The organism is Streptomyces sp. NPDC104096, from assembly GCF_055584385.1.
Genome location: NZ_JBVJMD010000042.1, coordinates 14,516 through 31,029 on the forward strand (window position 1 = coordinate 14,516; position 16,514 = coordinate 31,029).

18 protein-coding genes and 1 pseudogene are annotated in these 16,514 nt (G+C 70.9%); 7 read left to right on the top strand and 12 right to left on the bottom strand.

Annotation, left to right across the window (positions count from 1 at the left end):
- The first annotated feature begins 165 nt into the window (after positions 1 to 165).
- From ACZ60B_RS31345 to ACZ60B_RS31355, 3 genes and pseudogenes are all read left to right on the top strand, one after another.
- Positions 166 to 804 carry an HAD family hydrolase gene (locus tag ACZ60B_RS31345; protein WP_469393014.1) on the top strand — a complete coding sequence of 213 codons (639 nt, stop codon included), beginning with the start codon at positions 166 to 168 and terminating at the stop codon, positions 802 to 804.
- A gap of 41 nt (positions 805 to 845) precedes the next feature.
- A pseudogene (locus ACZ60B_RS31350) lies at positions 846 to 1,379 on the top strand (transposase family protein); the annotation flags it as partial.
- Between the two features lie 471 nt (positions 1,380 to 1,850).
- The gene (locus tag ACZ60B_RS31355; protein WP_469392899.1) at positions 1,851 to 2,279 is read left to right on the top strand and encodes a hypothetical protein; all 429 of its coding nucleotides are present in this window, start codon (positions 1,851 to 1,853) and stop codon (positions 2,277 to 2,279) included.
- A gap of 227 nt (positions 2,280 to 2,506) precedes the next feature.
- Here ACZ60B_RS31355 and ACZ60B_RS31360 read toward each other — a convergent pair whose 3' ends face one another.
- Positions 2,507 to 2,977 carry a VOC family protein gene (locus ACZ60B_RS31360; protein ID WP_469392901.1) on the bottom strand — a complete coding sequence of 157 codons (471 nt, stop codon included), beginning with the start codon at positions 2,975 to 2,977 and terminating at the stop codon, positions 2,507 to 2,509.
- A gap of 343 nt (positions 2,978 to 3,320) precedes the next feature.
- The gene (locus tag ACZ60B_RS31365) at positions 3,321 to 3,674 is read right to left on the bottom strand and encodes a hypothetical protein (RefSeq protein ID WP_469392903.1); all 354 of its coding nucleotides are present in this window, start codon (positions 3,672 to 3,674) and stop codon (positions 3,321 to 3,323) included.
- A 389-nt stretch (positions 3,675 to 4,063) separates the two neighbouring features.
- Here ACZ60B_RS31365 and ACZ60B_RS31370 point away from each other — a divergent pair, with 389 nt between their 5' ends.
- Positions 4,064 to 4,228, top strand: coding sequence for a hypothetical protein (locus ACZ60B_RS31370; protein ID WP_469392905.1), 165 nt, complete (start codon positions 4,064 to 4,066; stop codon positions 4,226 to 4,228).
- Between the two features lie 441 nt (positions 4,229 to 4,669).
- Positions 4,670 to 5,158 carry a hypothetical protein gene (locus tag ACZ60B_RS31375; RefSeq protein ID WP_469392906.1) on the top strand — a complete coding sequence of 163 codons (489 nt, stop codon included), beginning with the start codon at positions 4,670 to 4,672 and terminating at the stop codon, positions 5,156 to 5,158.
- 192 nt (positions 5,159 to 5,350) lie between these two features.
- Here the strand turns inward: ACZ60B_RS31375 and ACZ60B_RS31380 are convergent, their stop codons facing one another.
- Together ACZ60B_RS31380 and ACZ60B_RS31385 are read right to left on the bottom strand one after the other, a co-directional pair.
- On the bottom strand, positions 5,351 to 5,893 hold the full coding sequence (locus ACZ60B_RS31380) for a hypothetical protein (protein WP_469392908.1): 543 nt from the start codon (positions 5,891 to 5,893) through the stop codon (positions 5,351 to 5,353).
- Positions 5,894 to 6,384: 491 nt separating this feature from the next.
- Positions 6,385 to 7,152, bottom strand: coding sequence for a hypothetical protein (locus ACZ60B_RS31385; RefSeq protein WP_469392910.1), 768 nt, complete (start codon positions 7,150 to 7,152; stop codon positions 6,385 to 6,387).
- Between the two features lie 247 nt (positions 7,153 to 7,399).
- On the opposite strand from ACZ60B_RS31385, the gene ACZ60B_RS31390 reads away from it, so the two are divergent.
- Entirely contained in the window at positions 7,400 to 8,614 is a 1,215-nt protein-coding gene (locus ACZ60B_RS31390) for a GDSL-type esterase/lipase family protein (protein WP_469392912.1), read from the top strand.
- 99 nt (positions 8,615 to 8,713) lie between these two features.
- Here ACZ60B_RS31390 and ACZ60B_RS31395 read toward each other — a convergent pair whose 3' ends face one another.
- Complete coding sequence (locus ACZ60B_RS31395; protein WP_469392914.1) at positions 8,714 to 9,034, bottom strand: DUF4177 domain-containing protein; 321 nt, start codon at positions 9,032 to 9,034, stop codon at positions 8,714 to 8,716.
- A 66-nt stretch (positions 9,035 to 9,100) separates the two neighbouring features.
- Here ACZ60B_RS31395 and ACZ60B_RS31400 point away from each other — a divergent pair, with 66 nt between their 5' ends.
- On the top strand, positions 9,101 to 9,733 hold the full coding sequence (locus ACZ60B_RS31400; RefSeq protein ID WP_469392916.1) for a DUF6629 family protein: 633 nt from the start codon (positions 9,101 to 9,103) through the stop codon (positions 9,731 to 9,733).
- A gap of 117 nt (positions 9,734 to 9,850) precedes the next feature.
- Here the strand turns inward: ACZ60B_RS31400 and hypE are convergent, their stop codons facing one another.
- The 7 genes from hypE to ACZ60B_RS31435 all read right to left on the bottom strand — a co-directional run bounded on the left by hypE (position 9,851) and on the right by ACZ60B_RS31435 (position 16,508).
- Positions 9,851 to 10,912, bottom strand: coding sequence for a hydrogenase expression/formation protein HypE (gene hypE, locus ACZ60B_RS31405; protein WP_469392918.1), 1,062 nt, complete (start codon positions 10,910 to 10,912; stop codon positions 9,851 to 9,853).
- Positions 10,905 to 12,029 (bottom strand): hydrogenase formation protein HypD, encoded by a 1,125-nt coding sequence (gene hypD, locus ACZ60B_RS31410; RefSeq protein WP_469392920.1) that lies wholly within the window; start codon positions 12,027 to 12,029, stop codon positions 10,905 to 10,907. The genes hypE and hypD overlap by 8 nt, the downstream gene beginning before the upstream one ends.
- Positions 12,026 to 12,343 carry a HypC/HybG/HupF family hydrogenase formation chaperone gene (locus tag ACZ60B_RS31415; RefSeq protein WP_469392922.1) on the bottom strand — a complete coding sequence of 106 codons (318 nt, stop codon included), beginning with the start codon at positions 12,341 to 12,343 and terminating at the stop codon, positions 12,026 to 12,028. The genes hypD and ACZ60B_RS31415 overlap by 4 nt, the downstream gene beginning before the upstream one ends.
- 125 nt (positions 12,344 to 12,468) lie before the next feature.
- On the bottom strand, positions 12,469 to 14,934 hold the full coding sequence (gene hypF, locus ACZ60B_RS31420) for a carbamoyltransferase HypF (protein WP_469392924.1): 2,466 nt from the start codon (positions 14,932 to 14,934) through the stop codon (positions 12,469 to 12,471).
- The gene (hypB, locus tag ACZ60B_RS31425) at positions 14,931 to 15,779 is read right to left on the bottom strand and encodes a hydrogenase nickel incorporation protein HypB (protein ID WP_469392926.1); all 849 of its coding nucleotides are present in this window, start codon (positions 15,777 to 15,779) and stop codon (positions 14,931 to 14,933) included. Before hypB ends, hypF begins: the two co-directional genes overlap by 4 nt.
- Positions 15,780 to 15,782: 3 nt before the next feature.
- A complete protein-coding gene (gene hypA / locus ACZ60B_RS31430; protein ID WP_469392928.1) occupies positions 15,783 to 16,178 on the bottom strand; it encodes a hydrogenase maturation nickel metallochaperone HypA in 396 nt (131 codons plus the stop codon).
- Between the two features lie 225 nt (positions 16,179 to 16,403).
- Entirely contained in the window at positions 16,404 to 16,508 is a 105-nt protein-coding gene (locus ACZ60B_RS31435) for a DUF6893 family small protein (RefSeq protein WP_469392930.1), read from the bottom strand.
- Between the last annotated feature and the right edge of the window lie 6 nt (positions 16,509 to 16,514).

The following is a 16,514-nucleotide window of genomic DNA, read 5'->3' on the forward strand; positions in this document are numbered from 1 at the left end:
TCTGACGGCAGTGCATCACCTGGCCAGAGAGCGGCCGACAGTGTCCACCGTGCCGCTCCCGGATGGTCCTGGTCGACCGCACCAGGGTTGAGCTTGTTCCGCAATGGCCTGCCCGCTGCCTGGCATGATCGACACGTGACCAGCGAACCTGGGCGGCAAGTCCGCATGAAGTACGTGCTGTTCGACGTCGACGGCACGCTGATCGACGCGGTGAGCAACCAGCGTCGGGTCTGGGGAACCTGGGCGGAGCGGTACGGGCTGGACGCGGACGAGGTTTACCAGGTGGCTCTACGGACGCGGCCGATGGAGACGTTCGCCCAGGTCGCTGCGGACCACGATCCGCGTGAGTGCCTGGCCACGCTGCACGAGCTGGAAGACGAAGACGTCCGCTCCGGCGTCTACGGGGCTTTCGACGGCGCGTCGGAGCTGTTGCACGGCCTGCCACTGAAGTCCTGGGCGCTGGTGACCTCGAACTACGAGCACCGGGTGCGCGGCCGTTTCCTGCGAACGGGTTTGCCGGTGCCGGGCGTGATCGTGGACGCGGCCGCGGTCGAGGAGGGCAAGCCCTCTCCCGTCCCCTATCTGCGAGCAGCTGAGCAGCTTGGCGCCAGTCCGGGAGACTGCCTGGTCATCGAGGACGCCCCGTCCGGAGTGCGGTCCGGGCTGCGGGCGGGGATGACGGTGTGGGGTGTGAACGCCACCGACGCCGTGGAGGGCGTGCATCGGCACTTCGTCAGTCTTCGAGAGGCAGTGCCCCACATCCTGGCCTTCGCGTCCGGTCCTGACGGGAGTCCCGCGGTCTGAGCCCGTCCGCCGGCACCGGGCAGCACTGCAATGATCGTGCGGTGACCGGTGTGATCACGGCGCCGGAGCCTTCCTGGACAGCCCCGTTCAGCGAACTGAGCCCGCGACAGTTCGGCAAGCCCATCACAGCGTTGCGGCGCGAAGGCGCGGACCCGGTTCGCAAGGGCCGCCCGTGGTGTCTGCCGCTGGAGGACCGTGTCCTGCTGGTCGCCGCGTACTGGCGCACCAACCTCACGCTGCGCCAGCTGGCACCGCTGTTCGGGGTATCGAAGTCGGCGGCGGACCGCATCATCGACCATCTCGGGCCGTCGCTCGCACTCCAACAGCGCAAGCGGTTCCGCAAGGACGCCGTGCTGATCGTGGACGGAACCCTGGTGCCCACTCGCGATCACACCATCGCCGAGCAGTCGAAAAACTACCGGCACTCCACCGACCATCAGGTAGTCATCGACGCGGACACCCGCCTGGTCGTCGTTGTCGGCCGGCCCCTGCCCGGCAACCGCCACGGCTGCAAGGCATGGGAACTGTCCGGGGCGAAAGCCGCCGTCGGTAGGACCATCGTCATCGCGGACGGCGATGCCGACCGAGGAGGACGCGCGCCGACTGGTGCTTGCCGAGATCGGCGATGTACGGGGTCGTGTCGAGTACGATCCGCAGGTCCTACGCGTGGAGGCATTGCCGTTCGGGTGGATCTTCTATTGGGGGGCCGTCCGGGACGGGCAGGGACAACGCCCTCCCCCGGCCGTCGCCCCGAAGCGGCCGGAACGGCCGTTCCTGACCGATCGAGCCAGGCTGCGGATAAGACACCCCTGTCACAAGCGCCGGCAGGACACGGCAACTACGGCCCGAGGCGGCGACCCCGTCCGAGTCGCTTCGGGACCGAAGACGCGGGACCGGCCGCCCGGTTCAGCAGGGCAGCCGGTCCCGTGATCACGCCACCGGTCGAAGCGCCGACCTGGGACGTCAGCTATCGGTAGAAGACGTCCACACCACCGTGATGCGAGCAGGCCCCCTGATGGTGAGCGGCGTACGAGTACGTCCCGTCATTGCACAGAGCAGTCGCACCGCCGCCCGCGGAAGTGGAGCCACCCGACGAGCTGGACCCGCCGTTGGACGACGATCCACCAGACGTCGAACTGCCGCCCGTTCCCGACCCCGCGGCAGCGGCGTGCGCGGTGACAGTCACCTTCACCTTGACCGTCTTCGTCACCGTCGGCGCGGGCTTCGGCTTCGCCGTCTCCGTGGCCGTGGCTGTCGCGGTGACCGTGGCCGTGGCAGTGACCGTCGGCCGCGCCTTGTCGTCGGCCACCGACTTCGTCGCGTTCGGGTTCTGGCTGTCGGCACCGGCACTGCCCGCGCCGATGATGAACGCCAGGCCCAGGGCGGGCAGTACGTATCGCTTGCGAGCCCACTTCGGTGCGGGACGGACAGTCGGCGGCCCGGGCGGAGGCTGGAACGGCGGCTGGGGCTGGTAGTAGCTCACGGGACCCCCCTGTTTCAGTACGTGAGAGGTGAAACTATCTACGCGAGCCCGTTAAATGCGGGTAATCGGTGAAGATGGTGATCTAGTTGTAATAATGCAACCATCAACCATCCTCACGAGCCGCCGCCCTCGCAGCCCGAGCCATGACCCCGCCACTCGATCAAGTCCGGGTCACACCCAACGCGTGAGAAGCCTGACCGGTAATCAGCCCGCGGAGCCTCAGGCCGGGGCGTCGGCGTCCAGGGTGGAGGCCGCGAACGCCTCGGGGCCCTGTTCCACCGCCGCCGGGTCCATCCACATGACCTGCCAGCCGTGGCCGTCGAGGTCGTAGAAGCTGCGTGAGTACATGAAGCCGTAGTCCTCGGCGTCGTCCGCCTTGGTACCGCCCGCCGCGAGTGCGGCGGCGCTGACCGTGTCGACCTCGTCGCGGGACGACACGCTGAAGCAGTAGAACGCCAGGGTGTGCGTGGTGGGGTCGGCCGTCGGCAGTTTCGCGAACTCCGCGAACTTCTCGCGGGTGAGCAGCATGACGAAGGCGTGCTCGCCGACCAGCATGCAGGCGGCGGTCTCGTCCGTGAACTTGGGGTTGAAGCCGAACCCGAGCTCGGTGAAGAACGCCTTGCTGCGTTCGAGGTCCGCGACGGGGATGTTCACGAACAGCATGCGGCCGGGGTGTGCGGGAGTGGTCATGGCGGGTCTCCAGTCGGTGTCTCGATGGCGTACGTCCGGGTAGACCGGCCCGGCCGGCGGAACTCATCGGTGGTTCGCCGGCCACCCGGGGAGCAGCCGCCTTCGCCGCACCGGAGGCATCTACTCGAACCGGGTGCCCGGTCGGCACGCCGCGATCACGACCACCGAGTGCGACGACATCACCGATTCCGCCGCGGCAGGCCGGGGGACGGACTGGATCACCACATCTGCCACCGCGGAACTCGTACGCGGTGCCGTCACGCTGGAGTCTCGACCACGGAACAGTCCCTTCGGCTTCGGACACACGAAAGCCCCGAGTTCCGTCGGGGCCTCATGCCGTATTTCAGAACTGTCCTATCGACCGGAAAAAGGTTGCAGCGCGGGCATGTTCATTGGCAATCATCTGCAGATCCTTGAACGTGTAGCGCCCCATCGGGATGTCGTTGGGCAAGTAGTATCCACCGGCGCCATCAGCCAGCCACATTCCCTGAATGTTGACCTCACGCATTCGGCCATCGTCCCAGACGAAAACATCGGCCAGAATGCCGAGATGGTTGACGTGCGTAGGCCGCACGGCCATGAAGCAACGCTCATCGCTCATCTCGGCCCAGGCGTACAGGATCCCCGTCTCGGCCCTCTTCGGGTCGAAGGAGGCGAGTCCCTCGGCCTCGGCCTGGCTCATCTTGTCGACGTCCACGTTCCTCCTCTGCTCTCAAGTGCTCGGCCATGTTTACAGCCAACCCCCCTGACAACGTCAAGAAATATAACCTCGGAGCGTTTAAACACAGCAATCAAGGTCGTTTAAACGTCCTCCCCTCTTGGCAGACGCCGTCACCAGCAGAAAGGTGCGGTCAACCACGGTCAACAGCGGCTCGCCGCAGTCGAGATGCGCCGTTCACCTGGGCTGCCGCGACGGCTGTAGTGACCTGGGCGAGCATGCCGCCGAACACGTCCGCCCCTACGAGACGGACATCGACGGAGCGCCGCACGCTCGGGTGCAGGCAGATGACTGTCAGAGCCGGGTGGGAGTGTGCTGCCATGCAGAACGCACATTTTGATTTGTCGGAGACACCTCCGGAGCACGCCGTGATCGCTCGGTTCCACCTGGGCGGCGGCTACCTCGGCGAGCCCGATCAACGGGCGCTGGTCTTCGAAGCCGAGCGTACGATGACGGCCGCGGTCGGAGCCGCAGGTGTCGGTGAGGTCGACGGCAACGAGTTCGGTGGCGGCGAGGTCGTGATCTTCGCCTAAGGACCTGATGCGGAAGCCCTGTACCGGGTCATGGAGCCGGGCTTGTGCGCGCTCCCGTTTCGGCCGGCGCACGTCGTGCTGCGCTATGGAGAGCCTGCCGATGATGTGGTGAGGAAGCGCATTGATCTTTGAGGGCACACGGCGTGCTGGCTTGCGTACATCAACCCTCAAGTCCTCCTCAGAACATCGACCTTGTAGATGTCACGTGCATGCCCTGCGCTTAGTGTCCAAGTGCTCGATCGCCACCGGGGGGCGGTCACCAGGAAGGTGTCGCGTGGACATCGGCTCAAGGCGCGCTGCGACCGGCGCTGCCACTGCCTTACTTCTCTGCTTTGTCACTACGGGTGCCGCAGCCGCCGATGAGGTGCCGTCGGAGAGCACCGCGACAGGTGCTGACCAAACGACGGACGTCAACGGCAGAGAGAGTTGGGAGACCTCGTCATGATCTATTCGAGCCCGCGGGCATGGCTCGCCGGATGCGCTGTGGCAGCATCGGTGGTCCTGCTCAGCTCGTGCACGTCCGGCAGCGGTGACGGTAAGGCCTCCAAAACTCCCTCGTCGCCCGCGTCCAAGGGGTCTCGGGCGGCAACCGCGTCCTCCGAGCAGAAGCTCACCGAGCAGGCTCAAGCGGCCCTTGCCGCCGTCCACAGCGGGAGGTTGGTCGAGGCCGGTGCGGAGCGGGTGACCGACGGCATCCACACCGAGCCGAGCCTGAGCGAGGGCAAGACCTACAGGCTCGACCTGGTGTGCGTCGGCGAGGGCAGTGCGCAGCTGTCGTTCACACCGGCGAGTACCGGCACAAAAACCGAGGTGCCGTGCGATCAGGCAGTGGTCCAGCAGCGGATCACCGTACGCAAGCCGATACGCATTGATGTCGACGGCGCCAAGGACTCGACCGGCGTGGTCGCCTGGCAGATCGACGCCATCTGATCCATGCAGACGGGTGCCCCAGCACGGCTGCTGAGGCGTTCAGTCCGTACAGCAACGAAGTACAGCCCGGTCACAGCGTCGATCGATCGGAGGGGCGCAGGTCAGAGCATCAGCCCCGCACTTGGTGGACGGCTGACTTCCTGAGCTGGGAGGTCAGCCCTTCCCCCATACCCGAGGGCACTCTCAGGGCCCTTAGTCCCCGGTCCCCTCGGTCCTGAATTGGACGCTCTCCGCGATGGTGGCGGCAGGACAGGCCCGCTGCCACACAGCCACGGTCTGCTGTCTTTCCTCGGCCCTCGTGCCGCACCATCGACCGCGGTAGCCCAGAACGTCCTGGCGAAGCCGCAGCTCCAGCCTCAGCTCGCCCTGGGTGACGGCCGAGGCGTCCCGCCATGGCGTGTACACCAAGTTGACCCGGGCTACATCGTTCGCCGCGCGCGTCAGGACGCGGCCTGCGGTCGTCGTCATCCGCAGTTGCTTCCCTCCACCGGTCACCCGCACGTCGACCAGCGACCTGAGGTCACGTACGAGGAGAAAGGCCCAGACCGCGAAGGTGAGCGCCGTACCGACCAGGGCGACGCGAAAGAGCACTCCGTCGACGCCGCCTTCAGTCGCTGTGAGCAGGAGCGCCAGGGTGGCGCATCCGGCAGTACCCAGGGTGTTCATCAGCCAGCGACGCCAGGGCCGGTCCGCTGACGCCATGTTGGCCTGCCACAGGATGTCATCGGTCTGCATCGGCCCCGTCCCTTGCCGGCGTCGGCGGTAGGGCAATCCTACGAATCACGATGAGGTGTTCGGTAGGGCGCGTCGGCATCATGACGTGGCCGATAGGGCGGCACCTCGCAGAGGGTAAGAGCTTCCATCATGTCGGCGGTCCGGTCCTCCTCCGCCTCCTACAGGTGGGTGTAGACGTTCAGCGTGATCGACGGCTTCGCGTGAGCGAGCCTCATCGCTTCCGCGCCACCCTCTCGAGTCAGGAGTTTGCTGGCGCGCAGCGGTGACAGCAGCCGGCACAAGACTCCTGGCGCCAGAGCGGGGCCGTCCACGGGTCGTCCGAGGGAAGCCGGCAACGACCAACGACGACAGGTGACAACAACATTGTTGCTGGTCAGACGCGTAGTGCCAGAGATCCACCGAGGTAGCCGAGCCGGGGCGTCACTTCTTCGGCTGTTGATCGAATCCTTACGAGCGACTCTTCGCGGCCGAGAGGTCGCGTCGGCTGGTCTTCAGTAGCGGTGACCGGGCCAGTGCGGATCCGTCCAGCGGTCCTCCTCGGTGAGACCGAGCAGCCGTATCCGGTGCTGCAGATCCGTCGAAGCGCCCGACTCGCGGAGCCGTGCCGCAGCGTGTCCGAGGAGCCACGCGACCAGTTCGAGGCGCATCTCCTCTTCGTCGTGCTCGTACCACCTCACGCTCCACGGCAGGCTGTCCCCCAGGAGCTCGTACTCCCATTCCGCCGCCGTCTCGGCGAGACGGCGGTCGCTGAGGTGACCGGTCCGCTGCTCCCATTCGGCAAGCCACGGCCCGAGCGTTCCGGAAGCCTCGGCGCACATCGCGAGGACCTCGCGCGCCGGGACGACCGCATCCGGGTCGGTAAGGCTCTGTACCCACCAGGCATGCAGAAACTCGCGTACGGGGCCGGCCTGATGGTCGGGCCACCGCTGCCAGCGGCCGCGGGCGAAGGAGTGCCCGGCCCCTTCCAGCCCGAACAGGGGCTCCACGCGACCGGCGACCAGTGCCGTGGCGAACTGCGGCAGTATGCGGCGCAGCACTGCCGCGTGATCGGTCCAGTCGATGGCCTGCCAGGTCCGGCGCAGGAGATCCGGCTCCAGCTCCGCGTTCGGCGTTTCGAGAAGGGCGAGTTCCTCCGAACTCCCCCAGTGGCATTCGCAGTTGTGCTCGTCCGGATGCGCGGTCGTATCGCGGAAAGTGACGGCGAGGTTGTCCAGCGCGGCACTGAGGCGGCGGCGTGCGGGATGGTCGGCGAGATGCATGATGTGCCCGGCCTTCGAGAACTCCGTACGGCTTCCGCCGACCGAAGATCGGCACCTTACCGGGTGAGGGCAGCACGAGCAATGACAATGACGTGGATGCCCGGCTCTCTCATGCGGATCGAGCCGGAGGTGGCGAGCCGGCCGAGACAGCCCGCGAGCCGGCGGCCGGGGCTCCAGCGGGCTCCGACGGCGGATCGCCGGGGCGGGGCATTTGCGAAAGCGGGGGTCCGGTTGGCACGCTGCGATCATGACCACCGAGCGCGACGACTTCACCGGATCCGCCCCGGCAGGGCGGGCGACGGACTGGATCACCACACCTGTCACCGCGGAGCTCGTACGCGGTGCCCTCGAACTGGAGCGCACCGAGCGGGGCCTGCTGCCGCACCGGCTGCCCGCCCGCGCCCGCGCGCAGTGCTCCGACGAACAACTCGCCATGGCGGAGGCGCAACCGTCCGGCGTACGGCTGGTCTTCCGGACCCGGGCCACCGCCGTCGAGCTGGACGTGCTGCCGACCAAGATGGAGTACCCGGGCCTGCCCTCCCGCCCGGACGGCGTGTACGACCTCCTCGTCGACGGCCGTCCGGCCGGACGGGCCGTCGCGACCGGCGGGAACGTACTGAGCGTAGACATGACCACCGGCACCCGGGAGACCCGGCCCGGCCCGGTCGGCAGCGTCCGGTTCGGCGAACTGCCGTCCGGCGCGAAGGACGTCGAGATCTGGCTGCCGTACACGGAGATCACCGAACTGATCGCCGTACGCACGGACGCGCCCGTCGAGCCGGCGGTGGACCGGGGCCGCAAGGTGTGGCTGCACCACGGCAGTTCGATCAGCCACGGCTCCAACGCCGAGAGCTCCACCACGACCTGGCCCGCACTCGCCGCCTCCCTCGCCGGTGTGGAGCTGGTCAACCTGGGGCTGGGCGGCAGCGCCCTGCTCGACCCGTTCACCGCCCGCGCGCTGCGCGACACCCCCGCCGACCTGATCAGCGTCAAGATCGGCATCAACCTGGTCAACGCCGACCTGATGCGGCTGCGCGCCTTCGCCCCGGCGGTCCACGGCTTCCTCGACACCGTCCGCGAGGGGCACCCGGACACCCCGCTGCTGGTCGTCTCCCCGATCCACTGCCCCCTGCACGAGGACACACCGGGGCCCACCTTCCCGGACTTCCAGGACGGCAGGATGACGTTCCGGGCGGCGGGCGATCCCGCGGAGCGGGCCGCCGGGAAACTGACGCTCCGGGTCATCCGGGAGGAACTCGCCCGGATCACGGCCGCGCGGGCGGCCGACGACCCTCATCTGCACCATCTCGACGGTCTCGACCTGTACGGCGAGGCGGACTTCACCGAGCTGCCGCTGCCCGACCTGCTGCATCCGGGCCCGGCCGCCCACCGGCGCATCGGCGAGCGCTTCGCCGAGCTGGCCTTCGGCGCCGACGGTCCGTTCGCCCCCGAACGAGACTGACGTCCCGTCAATACGCGTCAGGCGCGGAACGGTCGGCGGTCGGCGTGGACGTCACGCCGACCGCCGGGCCTGGTCCGACAGCCCTGATTCCAGAGGCCGTCAGCCGCGCGGACGCTCGAAGGTCAGCAGCAGTCCCTCGACGGCGCCGGGGCCTATGCGACCCTTGACGTCGGCCGAGGTGATGGCCTTCAGGGCCCAACCGTCCTCGGCGTGCTTGTTCAGAACCTTCTCCAGCTTGTCGCTGTCCAGCGCGTCGCCGATCAGCGACTCCCGGAAGGTGACGACCTTGTACTCGTACGTGTAGGGGCTGCTCATGGTGGCGAGGTCCTCCTGCGGTCCGGCGGCGCCGGGTTGTGGTGTGGTGGCCTGGGCCAGCCAATCATCCTCGGGGCCGCCGGTCAGCGGCGCCCCCGCCTCCACCGGGGAGAGACACAGCGTGGCCTGCGGCGAAGTGCACGGACCCGACGACGAAGCCGGAGTGGCCTGATGTGCTGGAGCGCGACGGCCGACCTCGTGGCGGGCACCGCGGTCGCGGCGGTCGGGGCGGCCTGTGTGACGCGGGTGCGTGACGTCCGGGAACTGCCGCTGGCAGCGCTGCCGTTGCTGCTCGGAGCGCATCAGCTCGTGGAGGCGGTGGTCTGGCACTCGGGCGGGGGCGGCGGACCCGCAACGGTCGTCTGGGCCGTCATCGCGATGCCCCTCCTGGCGCTGTGGATGCCGGTCGCGGTGCTGTGCGCCGCCTCGCCGACCGCCCGTCGGCGCCTGCTCCTGCCCCTCGCCGCGGGGGTCCTCACCGCCACGGCGCTCGCGTACGCCCTGGCCACCGGGACGGTGACGGCCGAGATCCGCGGTCACACGGTCGGTTACGCGCTCGGCCTGGCCCACGCGCCCGTGCTCGTCGCGGGCTACCTCCTGGCCACCGTGGGCTCGCTGCTGCTGTCCGGCGACCGGCGGCTGCTGGTGCTGGGCGTCCTGGTCGGCGTCGGCGCGGCGGTCTGCTGGGCGTTGTGGCGCCTGGAGTTCGTCTCGACCTGGTGCGCCCTCGCGGCCCTGTGCTCGGTGGTGGTGTTCGGCTGGGTGCGCGCCCGCCCGGCTCCCGCGGTGCCGGCGCGCGGGTGACCCGGCCCTCGCGACACCGCTGCGACACGAGGTCACGTACCCGCCGTCCGCGCGCGGGAGCGCGGAACCGGGTGGCCCCTCGGCGGCCGGGCGCCACCCGGTGACGGCGGGCCCGCGTCAGCAGATCCGCGGCAGCTGTTCCCCGATCGGCAGGTCGACCACGCGGGTGCCGCCCAGCGGGGTGCGGGCCACCACCATTCCGGGGTGTTCCTCGACGGCCTCCCCGATGACCGCCGCGTCCGCGCCCAGCGGGTGGGCCCGCATCGCCGCCAGGACCGCGTCGGCGCTCTCGCGCGGGACGAAGGCGACCAGCTTGCCCTCGTTGGCGACGTACATGGGGTCCAGGCCCAGGATGGCGCAGGCGTTGGCGACGGCCGGCGGGACGGGCAGGTCGCGTTCCCGGAGGACCACGCCCGTGCCGGAGGCCGCCGCGATCTCGTTGAGCGCGGCCGCCAGTCCGCCGCGGGTGGGATCGCGCAGCACGTGCAGGTCCGGGGTGACCGCGAGCATCGTCTCGACCAGCGAGCCGAGCGCCGCGCAGTCGCTCTCCAGCTCCACGCCGAACTCCAGGCCCTCCCGGACGCTCATGATCGCCACCCCGTGGACGCCGATCCCGCCGCTGACGATGACGACATCGCCGGGCACGACCCGCTGCGGCCGCAGGTCCACGCCCGCCGGGATCAGCCCGATGCCCGCGGTGTTGACGAAGATCCCGTCGCCGTGGCCCGCCTCCACCACCTTGGTGTCGCCGGTCGCCACCTCGACGCCGGCGGCCCGCGCCGCGGCGCCCAGGGCCTTGGCGACCTGGTCGACCACCTCCAGTTCGACGCCCTCCTCCAGGACGAACCCGCAGGAGAGGTAGGCGGCCCGGGCGCCGCTCATCGCGAGGTCGTTGACGGTGCCGTTGACGGCCAGGTCGCCGATGCTGCCGCCGGGGAAGAACAGCGGCCGCACCACGAAGGTGTCGGTGGAGAACGCCAGCCGTACGCCGCCCAGGGTGAGCGCCGCGGCGTCGCCCATGCCCGCGAGGGCCTCACCGCCGTAGGCGGGCGCGAAGACGTCCCGCACCAGCTCGGCGGAGAGCGCCCCGCCGCCGCCGTGGCCCATGACGATCCGGGGCCGCTCGCGCACCGGGGCGGGGCAGGACCAGGTCTCGGGGTCGAGGGTGATCTCAGACAACGGGGCTCGCCTCCCGGGCAGCGGTGGGGATGTCCAGTCGCCGGTAGAGGTAGTACGCGGCGCAGGCGCCCTCGCTGGAGACCATGGTGGCTCCGAGCGGGGTGCGGGGGGTGCACAGGGTGCCGAAGGCCTCGCACTCGTGCGGCTTGAGCAGTCCTTGGAGGACCTCGCCGCTGCGGCACTCCTCGGGTTCGAGGGTGCGGATGCCGGTGACGGCGAACCGGTGCTCGGCGTCGTAGGCCCGGTACTTCGCGGACAGCCGCCAGCCGCTGTCGGGGATGACGCCGATGCCGCGCCAGGCGCGGTCGGTGACCTCGAAGACGTCCTCCAGCATGGCCCGGGCGGCCGCGTTGCCCTCGGGGCGGACGGCGCGGGCGTAGGCGTTGTCCACGGTGTGTTCGCCGCGCTCCAGTTGGCGGACGGTACGGCGTACGCCTTCCAGGATGTCGAGCGGCTCGAAGCCGGTGACGACGATCGGCACCCGGTGGCGTTCGGCCAGCTCCGGGTACTCCCCCACGCCCATCACGCTGCACACGTGACCGGCGGCGAGGAAGCCCTGGACCCGGCAGCTCGGGGAGCGCATGATCGCCTCGATGGCGGGGGGCACCCGTACGTGCGACACCAGCAGGCTGAAGTTGCGGATGCCGAGCTTCCTGGCCTGATGGACCGTCATGGCGTTGGGCGGTGCGGTCGTCTCGAAGCCGATGCCGAAGAACACGACCTGGCGGTCCGGGTTCTGCCGGGCGATCCGCAGCGCGTCGAGCGGCGAGTAGACCACGCGTACGTCGCCGCCCTCGCCGCGCACCTGGAACAGGTCGCGTCCGGTTCCGGGGACCCGCAGCATGTCGCCGAAGGAGCAGAAGACGACCTCGGGGCGGGAGGCGATCTCCAGCGCCTTGTCGATGACCTCCAGCGGGGTGACGCAGACGGGACAGCCCGGTCCGTGGATCAATTCGACTTGTTCCGGCAGGAGTTGATCGATGCCGTGGCGAATGATGGTGTGGGTCTGTCCGCCGCACACCTCCATCAGGGCCCACGGCCTGGTCACCGTGGCGTGGATGTCGTCGAGGAGCCTGCGGGCCAGCTCGGGGTCCTGGAACTCGTCGATGTACTTCACTTCCGCGTCTCCTCGATGACGTGGCCGCCGGCCTCGGTCGGGGCGGCCGCGCCCGCCGCCGCCTCCCAGGGGTCGCCGAACTCCTCCTGGAGCATGCCGAGGGTGCCGAAGAGCTCCAGCGTCCGCTTCGCCGACTCCTCGTCCAGCCGTTGCAGGGCGAACCCGACGTGGACGATGGCGTACTCGCCGACCTGGAGGTCGGGCAGGTATTCCAGGCACACCTCCTTGACCACGCCGCCGAAGTCGACGTTGGCCATCCGGGTGCCGTCGCGTTCCTCGATGTCCAGCACTCGGCCGGGTACCGCCAGGCACATGGGCCTCTCCTCGCTGTGGGTCGTTCGCGTCGCCCGGTGCTGCCGGGGCAGTCGTCCGGTGCTGTCGGTCGGTCGGCCGGCGCCGAGGGGCGGTTGTCCGGCCGACGGTGCGGGTGGCCGGACGGTCACCCGTGGGTGTCGTGGGGCCGGGCCCTGGCGCGGGCGGCCACCACGAGCTGGCCGAGCGCCAGTCCGCCGTCGCCGGGCGGGACCAGGCGGTGGCGCAGGACCGTGAAGCCGTCCGCGCGCAGCGCGGCGGAACAGGCCGTCGAAAGAAGCGTGTTGGCGAACACCCCGCCGGTCAGGGCGACCGTGTCGAGCCCGTGCCGGGCCCGGGCCCGGACACAGACCGCGTGCACGAGGGCGGCCACCGCCCGGTGGAAGCGGGCCGCGACGGCAGCGGTGTCCACGCCGGCCCGCAACTCCTCGACGACGCGCGCGAGCACGGGCGCGGGATCGGCGTGCAGCGCCCCGTCGCCGTCCGTACCGCCGTCGTACCCGGCGCGCGGGCCGCCGTCGTACGGGCCGGAGTCGGGCATCCCGGGGCGCAGCGCGAACGCGTAGGCGGTGGTGTCCTCTTCGGGTGCCCGTACGGCGGCGGCCTCCAGCTCGACGGCCGCCTGCGCCTCGTAACCGGCCCGGTGGCACACCCCCAGGAGCGAGGACACGGCGTCGAAGAGCCGGCCCATGCTGGAGGTGGGGACGCAGTTCAGTCCGCGTTCCAACTGCCGCTCCAGCACCCGTCGTTCGTCCGCCGGACAGGCGGCGACGCAGGCCAGGTCGTCCGACCAGGCGAGGCCGGCGGCACGCAGGTGGGCGAGCGCCATGCGGTACGGGCGGCGTACGGCGGTGTCGCCGCCGGGCAGCGGGACATGGGCGAGATGGCCGAACCGGGTGAAGCCGTCGTAGTCGGCGAGCAGGATCTCGCCGCCCCACACCGCGCCGTCGTCGCCGTGTCCGGTGCCGTCGAAGGCGACGCCGATCACCCGGCGGCCGCCGTCCAGCCCGTGTTCGGCCATCGCGGCGGCGATATGGGCGTGGTGGTGCTGGACGCGTACGACGGTCCGCCCGCGCGCGTTGCGATCGGCCCAGCCGGCCGAGCGGTAGCCGGGATGCCGGTCGGCCGCCAGCAGTTCCGGCCGCACCCCGGTGATCGACTCCATGTGTGTGGTGGCCCGTTCGAAGGCCCGCTGGGTGCTCAGGTCGTCCATGTCTCCGATGTGCGCGGACAGCCAGGCCCTGCGGCCCTCGCCGAGACAGAACGCGTTCTTCAGGTCGCCGCCCACGGCGAGGGCGGGCCGTACGGGCACCGGGAGCGGCACGGGCAGCGGCGCGTAGCCGCGGGCGCGCCGGATCACCAGCGGTGCGCCGTCGCAGATCCGTACGACGGAGTCGTCGCACGGCACCTGGATCGGCCGGTCGTGGGTGAGCCAGGCGTCGGCCAGCGGCGCCAGCCGGTGCAGCGCCTCGGCGTCGTCGGTGACGATCGGCTCACCGGCCACGTTGCCGCTGGTCATGACGAGCAGCCGGGGTCCGTCGGGATCGCCGGGCAGGCCGAGCAGCAGTTGGTGCAGGGGCGTGTAGGGAAGCAGCACGCCGAGGTCGGGGCTGCCGGGCGCGACGGCGGCGGCCGGCCGCACCTCGCCCGCCCGTGACTGCGGGTCGGGCCCTGGGCGTCGGCGCAGCAGTACGACGGGCCGGGCGGGGCCCTCGATCAGGGTCCGCTCCTCGGGGCCCACCCGGACGAGGTGCGCGATGTCGTCCACCGTCCGCGCCATGACGGCGAACGGTTTGTCGCCGCGGTCCTTGCGGCGGCGCAGCGTCGCGACCGCGTCGGGGTTCGTGGCGTCGCAGGCGAGGTGGTAGCCGCCCAGGCCCTTCACCGCGAGGACGGCTCCGGCCGCCAGGAGCGCACGGGCGTCGGCCACCGGGTCCGCTCCGGTGGCGGGCCGCGGCGGGCCGCCGGGTGTCTCGGCCGGGACGAGCAGGCGCAGCCGGGGTCCGCAGGCGGGACAGGCGACCGGCTGGGCGTGGAAGCGGCGGTCGGCCGGATCGGCGTACTCCCGGGCGCAGTCGGCGCACATCGCGAAGTCCGCCATGGTGGTGTGGGCCCGGTCGTACGGCACACCGGTGACGATCGTGAACCGCGGTCCGCAGTGGGTGCAGTTGACGAACGGGTGGCGGTGGCGGCGGTCGGCCGGATCCGCCAGTTCGCGCAGGCAGTCGGCGCAGGTGGCCGTGTCGGGCGAGACCAGGGTGCGGGCGGGTCCTTCGGTGTGGGAGGCCAGGATGGTGAACGCGCCGCCGCCGGTGGCGGGCACCTCCTGGTGGTGGACGGACTCCACCCGGGCCAGTGGTGGCGCCTGGGCGGCGATCCGCTCGCAGAAGCGGGCGACCGCCGAGGGCGTCCCCTCGACCTCGGCGACCACGCCCTCCGGGGTGTTGGTGACATGGCCGGTCAGGTCGAGCGCGGTGGCGAGGGTGTAGAGGTAGGGCCGGAAGCCGACGCCCTGGACCACTCCGCGGACGGTGACGCGGCGGCGCTGCGGCCGGTCACCGGCGAGCGCGGGCGCGGACGGTGGTGCGCTCACGGGTGGGTGCGGGGAACGGCGTCGGCGTGGGCGTCGGAACGGGCGTGGGCGTGGGTGCCGGACGGGCCGTGGCTGTGGCCGGGCGGGTGCTCGTGCGTGTGGCCTTCCGGAAGCGGGTGCGCATGCGGGTGCGCATGGGCGTGGGTGTGCGCGTCGGCGGCGCGGGCCATGACCGGGACGTGCGGGGGCGCGCCGTCCGCCGCCGCCAGCGCCCGGTCGAGCATGGCGCCGACCCCCCGGCCCTGCCGCGCGGAGGTCAGCACGACCTCGACGCCGGGATTGACCCGCTCGACATGCGCGCGGAACGCCGCCTCGTCGAAGTCGACGGCCTCGGCGAGGTCGGTCTTGGTGACGACCACCAGCTGGGCGAGGCCGAAGGCGGTGGGGTACTTCAGCGGCTTGTCCTCGCCCTCGGTCACGGAGGCGAGGACGACGCGCAGCGTCTCGCCGAGGTCGTAGGAGGCGGGGCAGACGAGATTGCCGACGTTCTCCACGAAGAGCAGCCGGGTGTCGTCGAGCAGCCAGCCGCGCAGGTGCCCGGCGAGCATCGCGGACTCCAGGTGGCACAGCCCGTCGGTGAGGACCTGCTTGACCGGTACGCCCGAGCGGGCGAGCCGTACGGCGTCGTTCTCGGTGGCGAGGTCGGCGGTGAGCGCCGCGACGGGCACCGACCGCTCGCGCGCGAGCAGCAGCTCACGTTCCAGCAGGGCGGTCTTGCCGCTGCCGGGGCTGGAGAGGATGTTGACGACCGCGGTCCCGCGCGCGGTCAGTTCGGCGCGCAGGGTCTGCGCGCTCGCGTCGTTCTTGGCCAGTACGGCCTGCTTCAGGTCGACCACGCGGCACATGGTTCAGCGCTCCTCGGGGATCGGTTCGCGGGCTGGTGCGGGCGTCGTGCCGTCCTCCCAGTGCACGCCGGCGATCTGCAGTTCACGGCCCGCCCGCAGGTCGGTACCGGCTCCGCCGCACTGCGGGCAGCTCAGCAGGGGCGGCATGCCGACGGCCCATTCGTGCGCGCAGGGCGCGCAGCGGGCCCGTCCCGGCACCGTCTCGGTGACCAGTTCGGCGCCTTCGAGTACGGTCCCGGCACAGGCCAGTTCGAAGCAGAAGGCCAGGGCGTCGGGCACGACACCGGCCAGTTCGCCCACCAGGAGCCGTACCGAGCGCACGGCCGTGACGTCACCGGCCCGCTCGGCCGCCTCCTCCACCTGGCCGATCACCGCCAGCGCGATGGACATCTCGTGCATCGGGTCTCCGTCCTGGCCCGGCCCGTTCCGCGCCGATCGCCGCCGACCGGCAGAGGGTCGACCGGCCCGTCGTACGGAGCGTCCGCCGTCCTCATTACAGAGGAGCCGTCCGGGGGCGGCGGACCGGCGCGCCGTCGTCGGCCGGGCGGGTACGCCGTTCGCCGCAACGCGCGCCGTGCCCTCCCGGCGGCCGACCAGGAGGGGACCGGCCGGGAGGGCCACGGCTCACATTCTGCGCATGCGCAGGTAGCGCTTGATGTCCGGCAGGGACTGCACGAGGACGGCGGCGACGACGGCCGCTGCCGCGCCACAGACGAGGGTCTTCAGCATGGTTGT

Coding starts and splice junctions, on each gene's coding strand:
- ACZ60B_RS31345 (WP_469393014.1), top strand. CDS start 166: ATGAAGTACGTGCTGTTCGACGTCGACGGCACGCTGATCGACGCGGTG.
- ACZ60B_RS31360 (WP_469392901.1), bottom strand. CDS start 2,977: ATGACCACTCCCGCACACCCCGGCCGCATGCTGTTCGTGAACATCCCC.
- ACZ60B_RS31375 (WP_469392906.1), top strand. CDS start 4,670: ATGATCTATTCGAGCCCGCGGGCATGGCTCGCCGGATGCGCTGTGGCA.
- ACZ60B_RS31380 (WP_469392908.1), bottom strand. CDS start 5,893: ATGCAGACCGATGACATCCTGTGGCAGGCCAACATGGCGTCAGCGGAC.
- ACZ60B_RS31385 (WP_469392910.1), bottom strand. CDS start 7,152: ATGCATCTCGCCGACCATCCCGCACGCCGCCGCCTCAGTGCCGCGCTG.
- ACZ60B_RS31390 (WP_469392912.1), top strand. CDS start 7,400: ATGACCACCGAGCGCGACGACTTCACCGGATCCGCCCCGGCAGGGCGG.
- ACZ60B_RS31400 (WP_469392916.1), top strand. CDS start 9,101: ATGTGCTGGAGCGCGACGGCCGACCTCGTGGCGGGCACCGCGGTCGCG.
- ACZ60B_RS31415 (WP_469392922.1), bottom strand. CDS start 12,343: ATGTGCCTGGCGGTACCCGGCCGAGTGCTGGACATCGAGGAACGCGAC.
- hypB (WP_469392926.1), bottom strand. CDS start 15,779: ATGTGCCGCGTGGTCGACCTGAAGCAGGCCGTACTGGCCAAGAACGAC.
- hypA (WP_469392928.1), bottom strand. CDS start 16,178: ATGCACGAGATGTCCATCGCGCTGGCGGTGATCGGCCAGGTGGAGGAG.
- ACZ60B_RS31435 (WP_469392930.1), bottom strand. CDS start 16,508: ATGCTGAAGACCCTCGTCTGTGGCGCGGCAGCGGCCGTCGTCGCCGCC.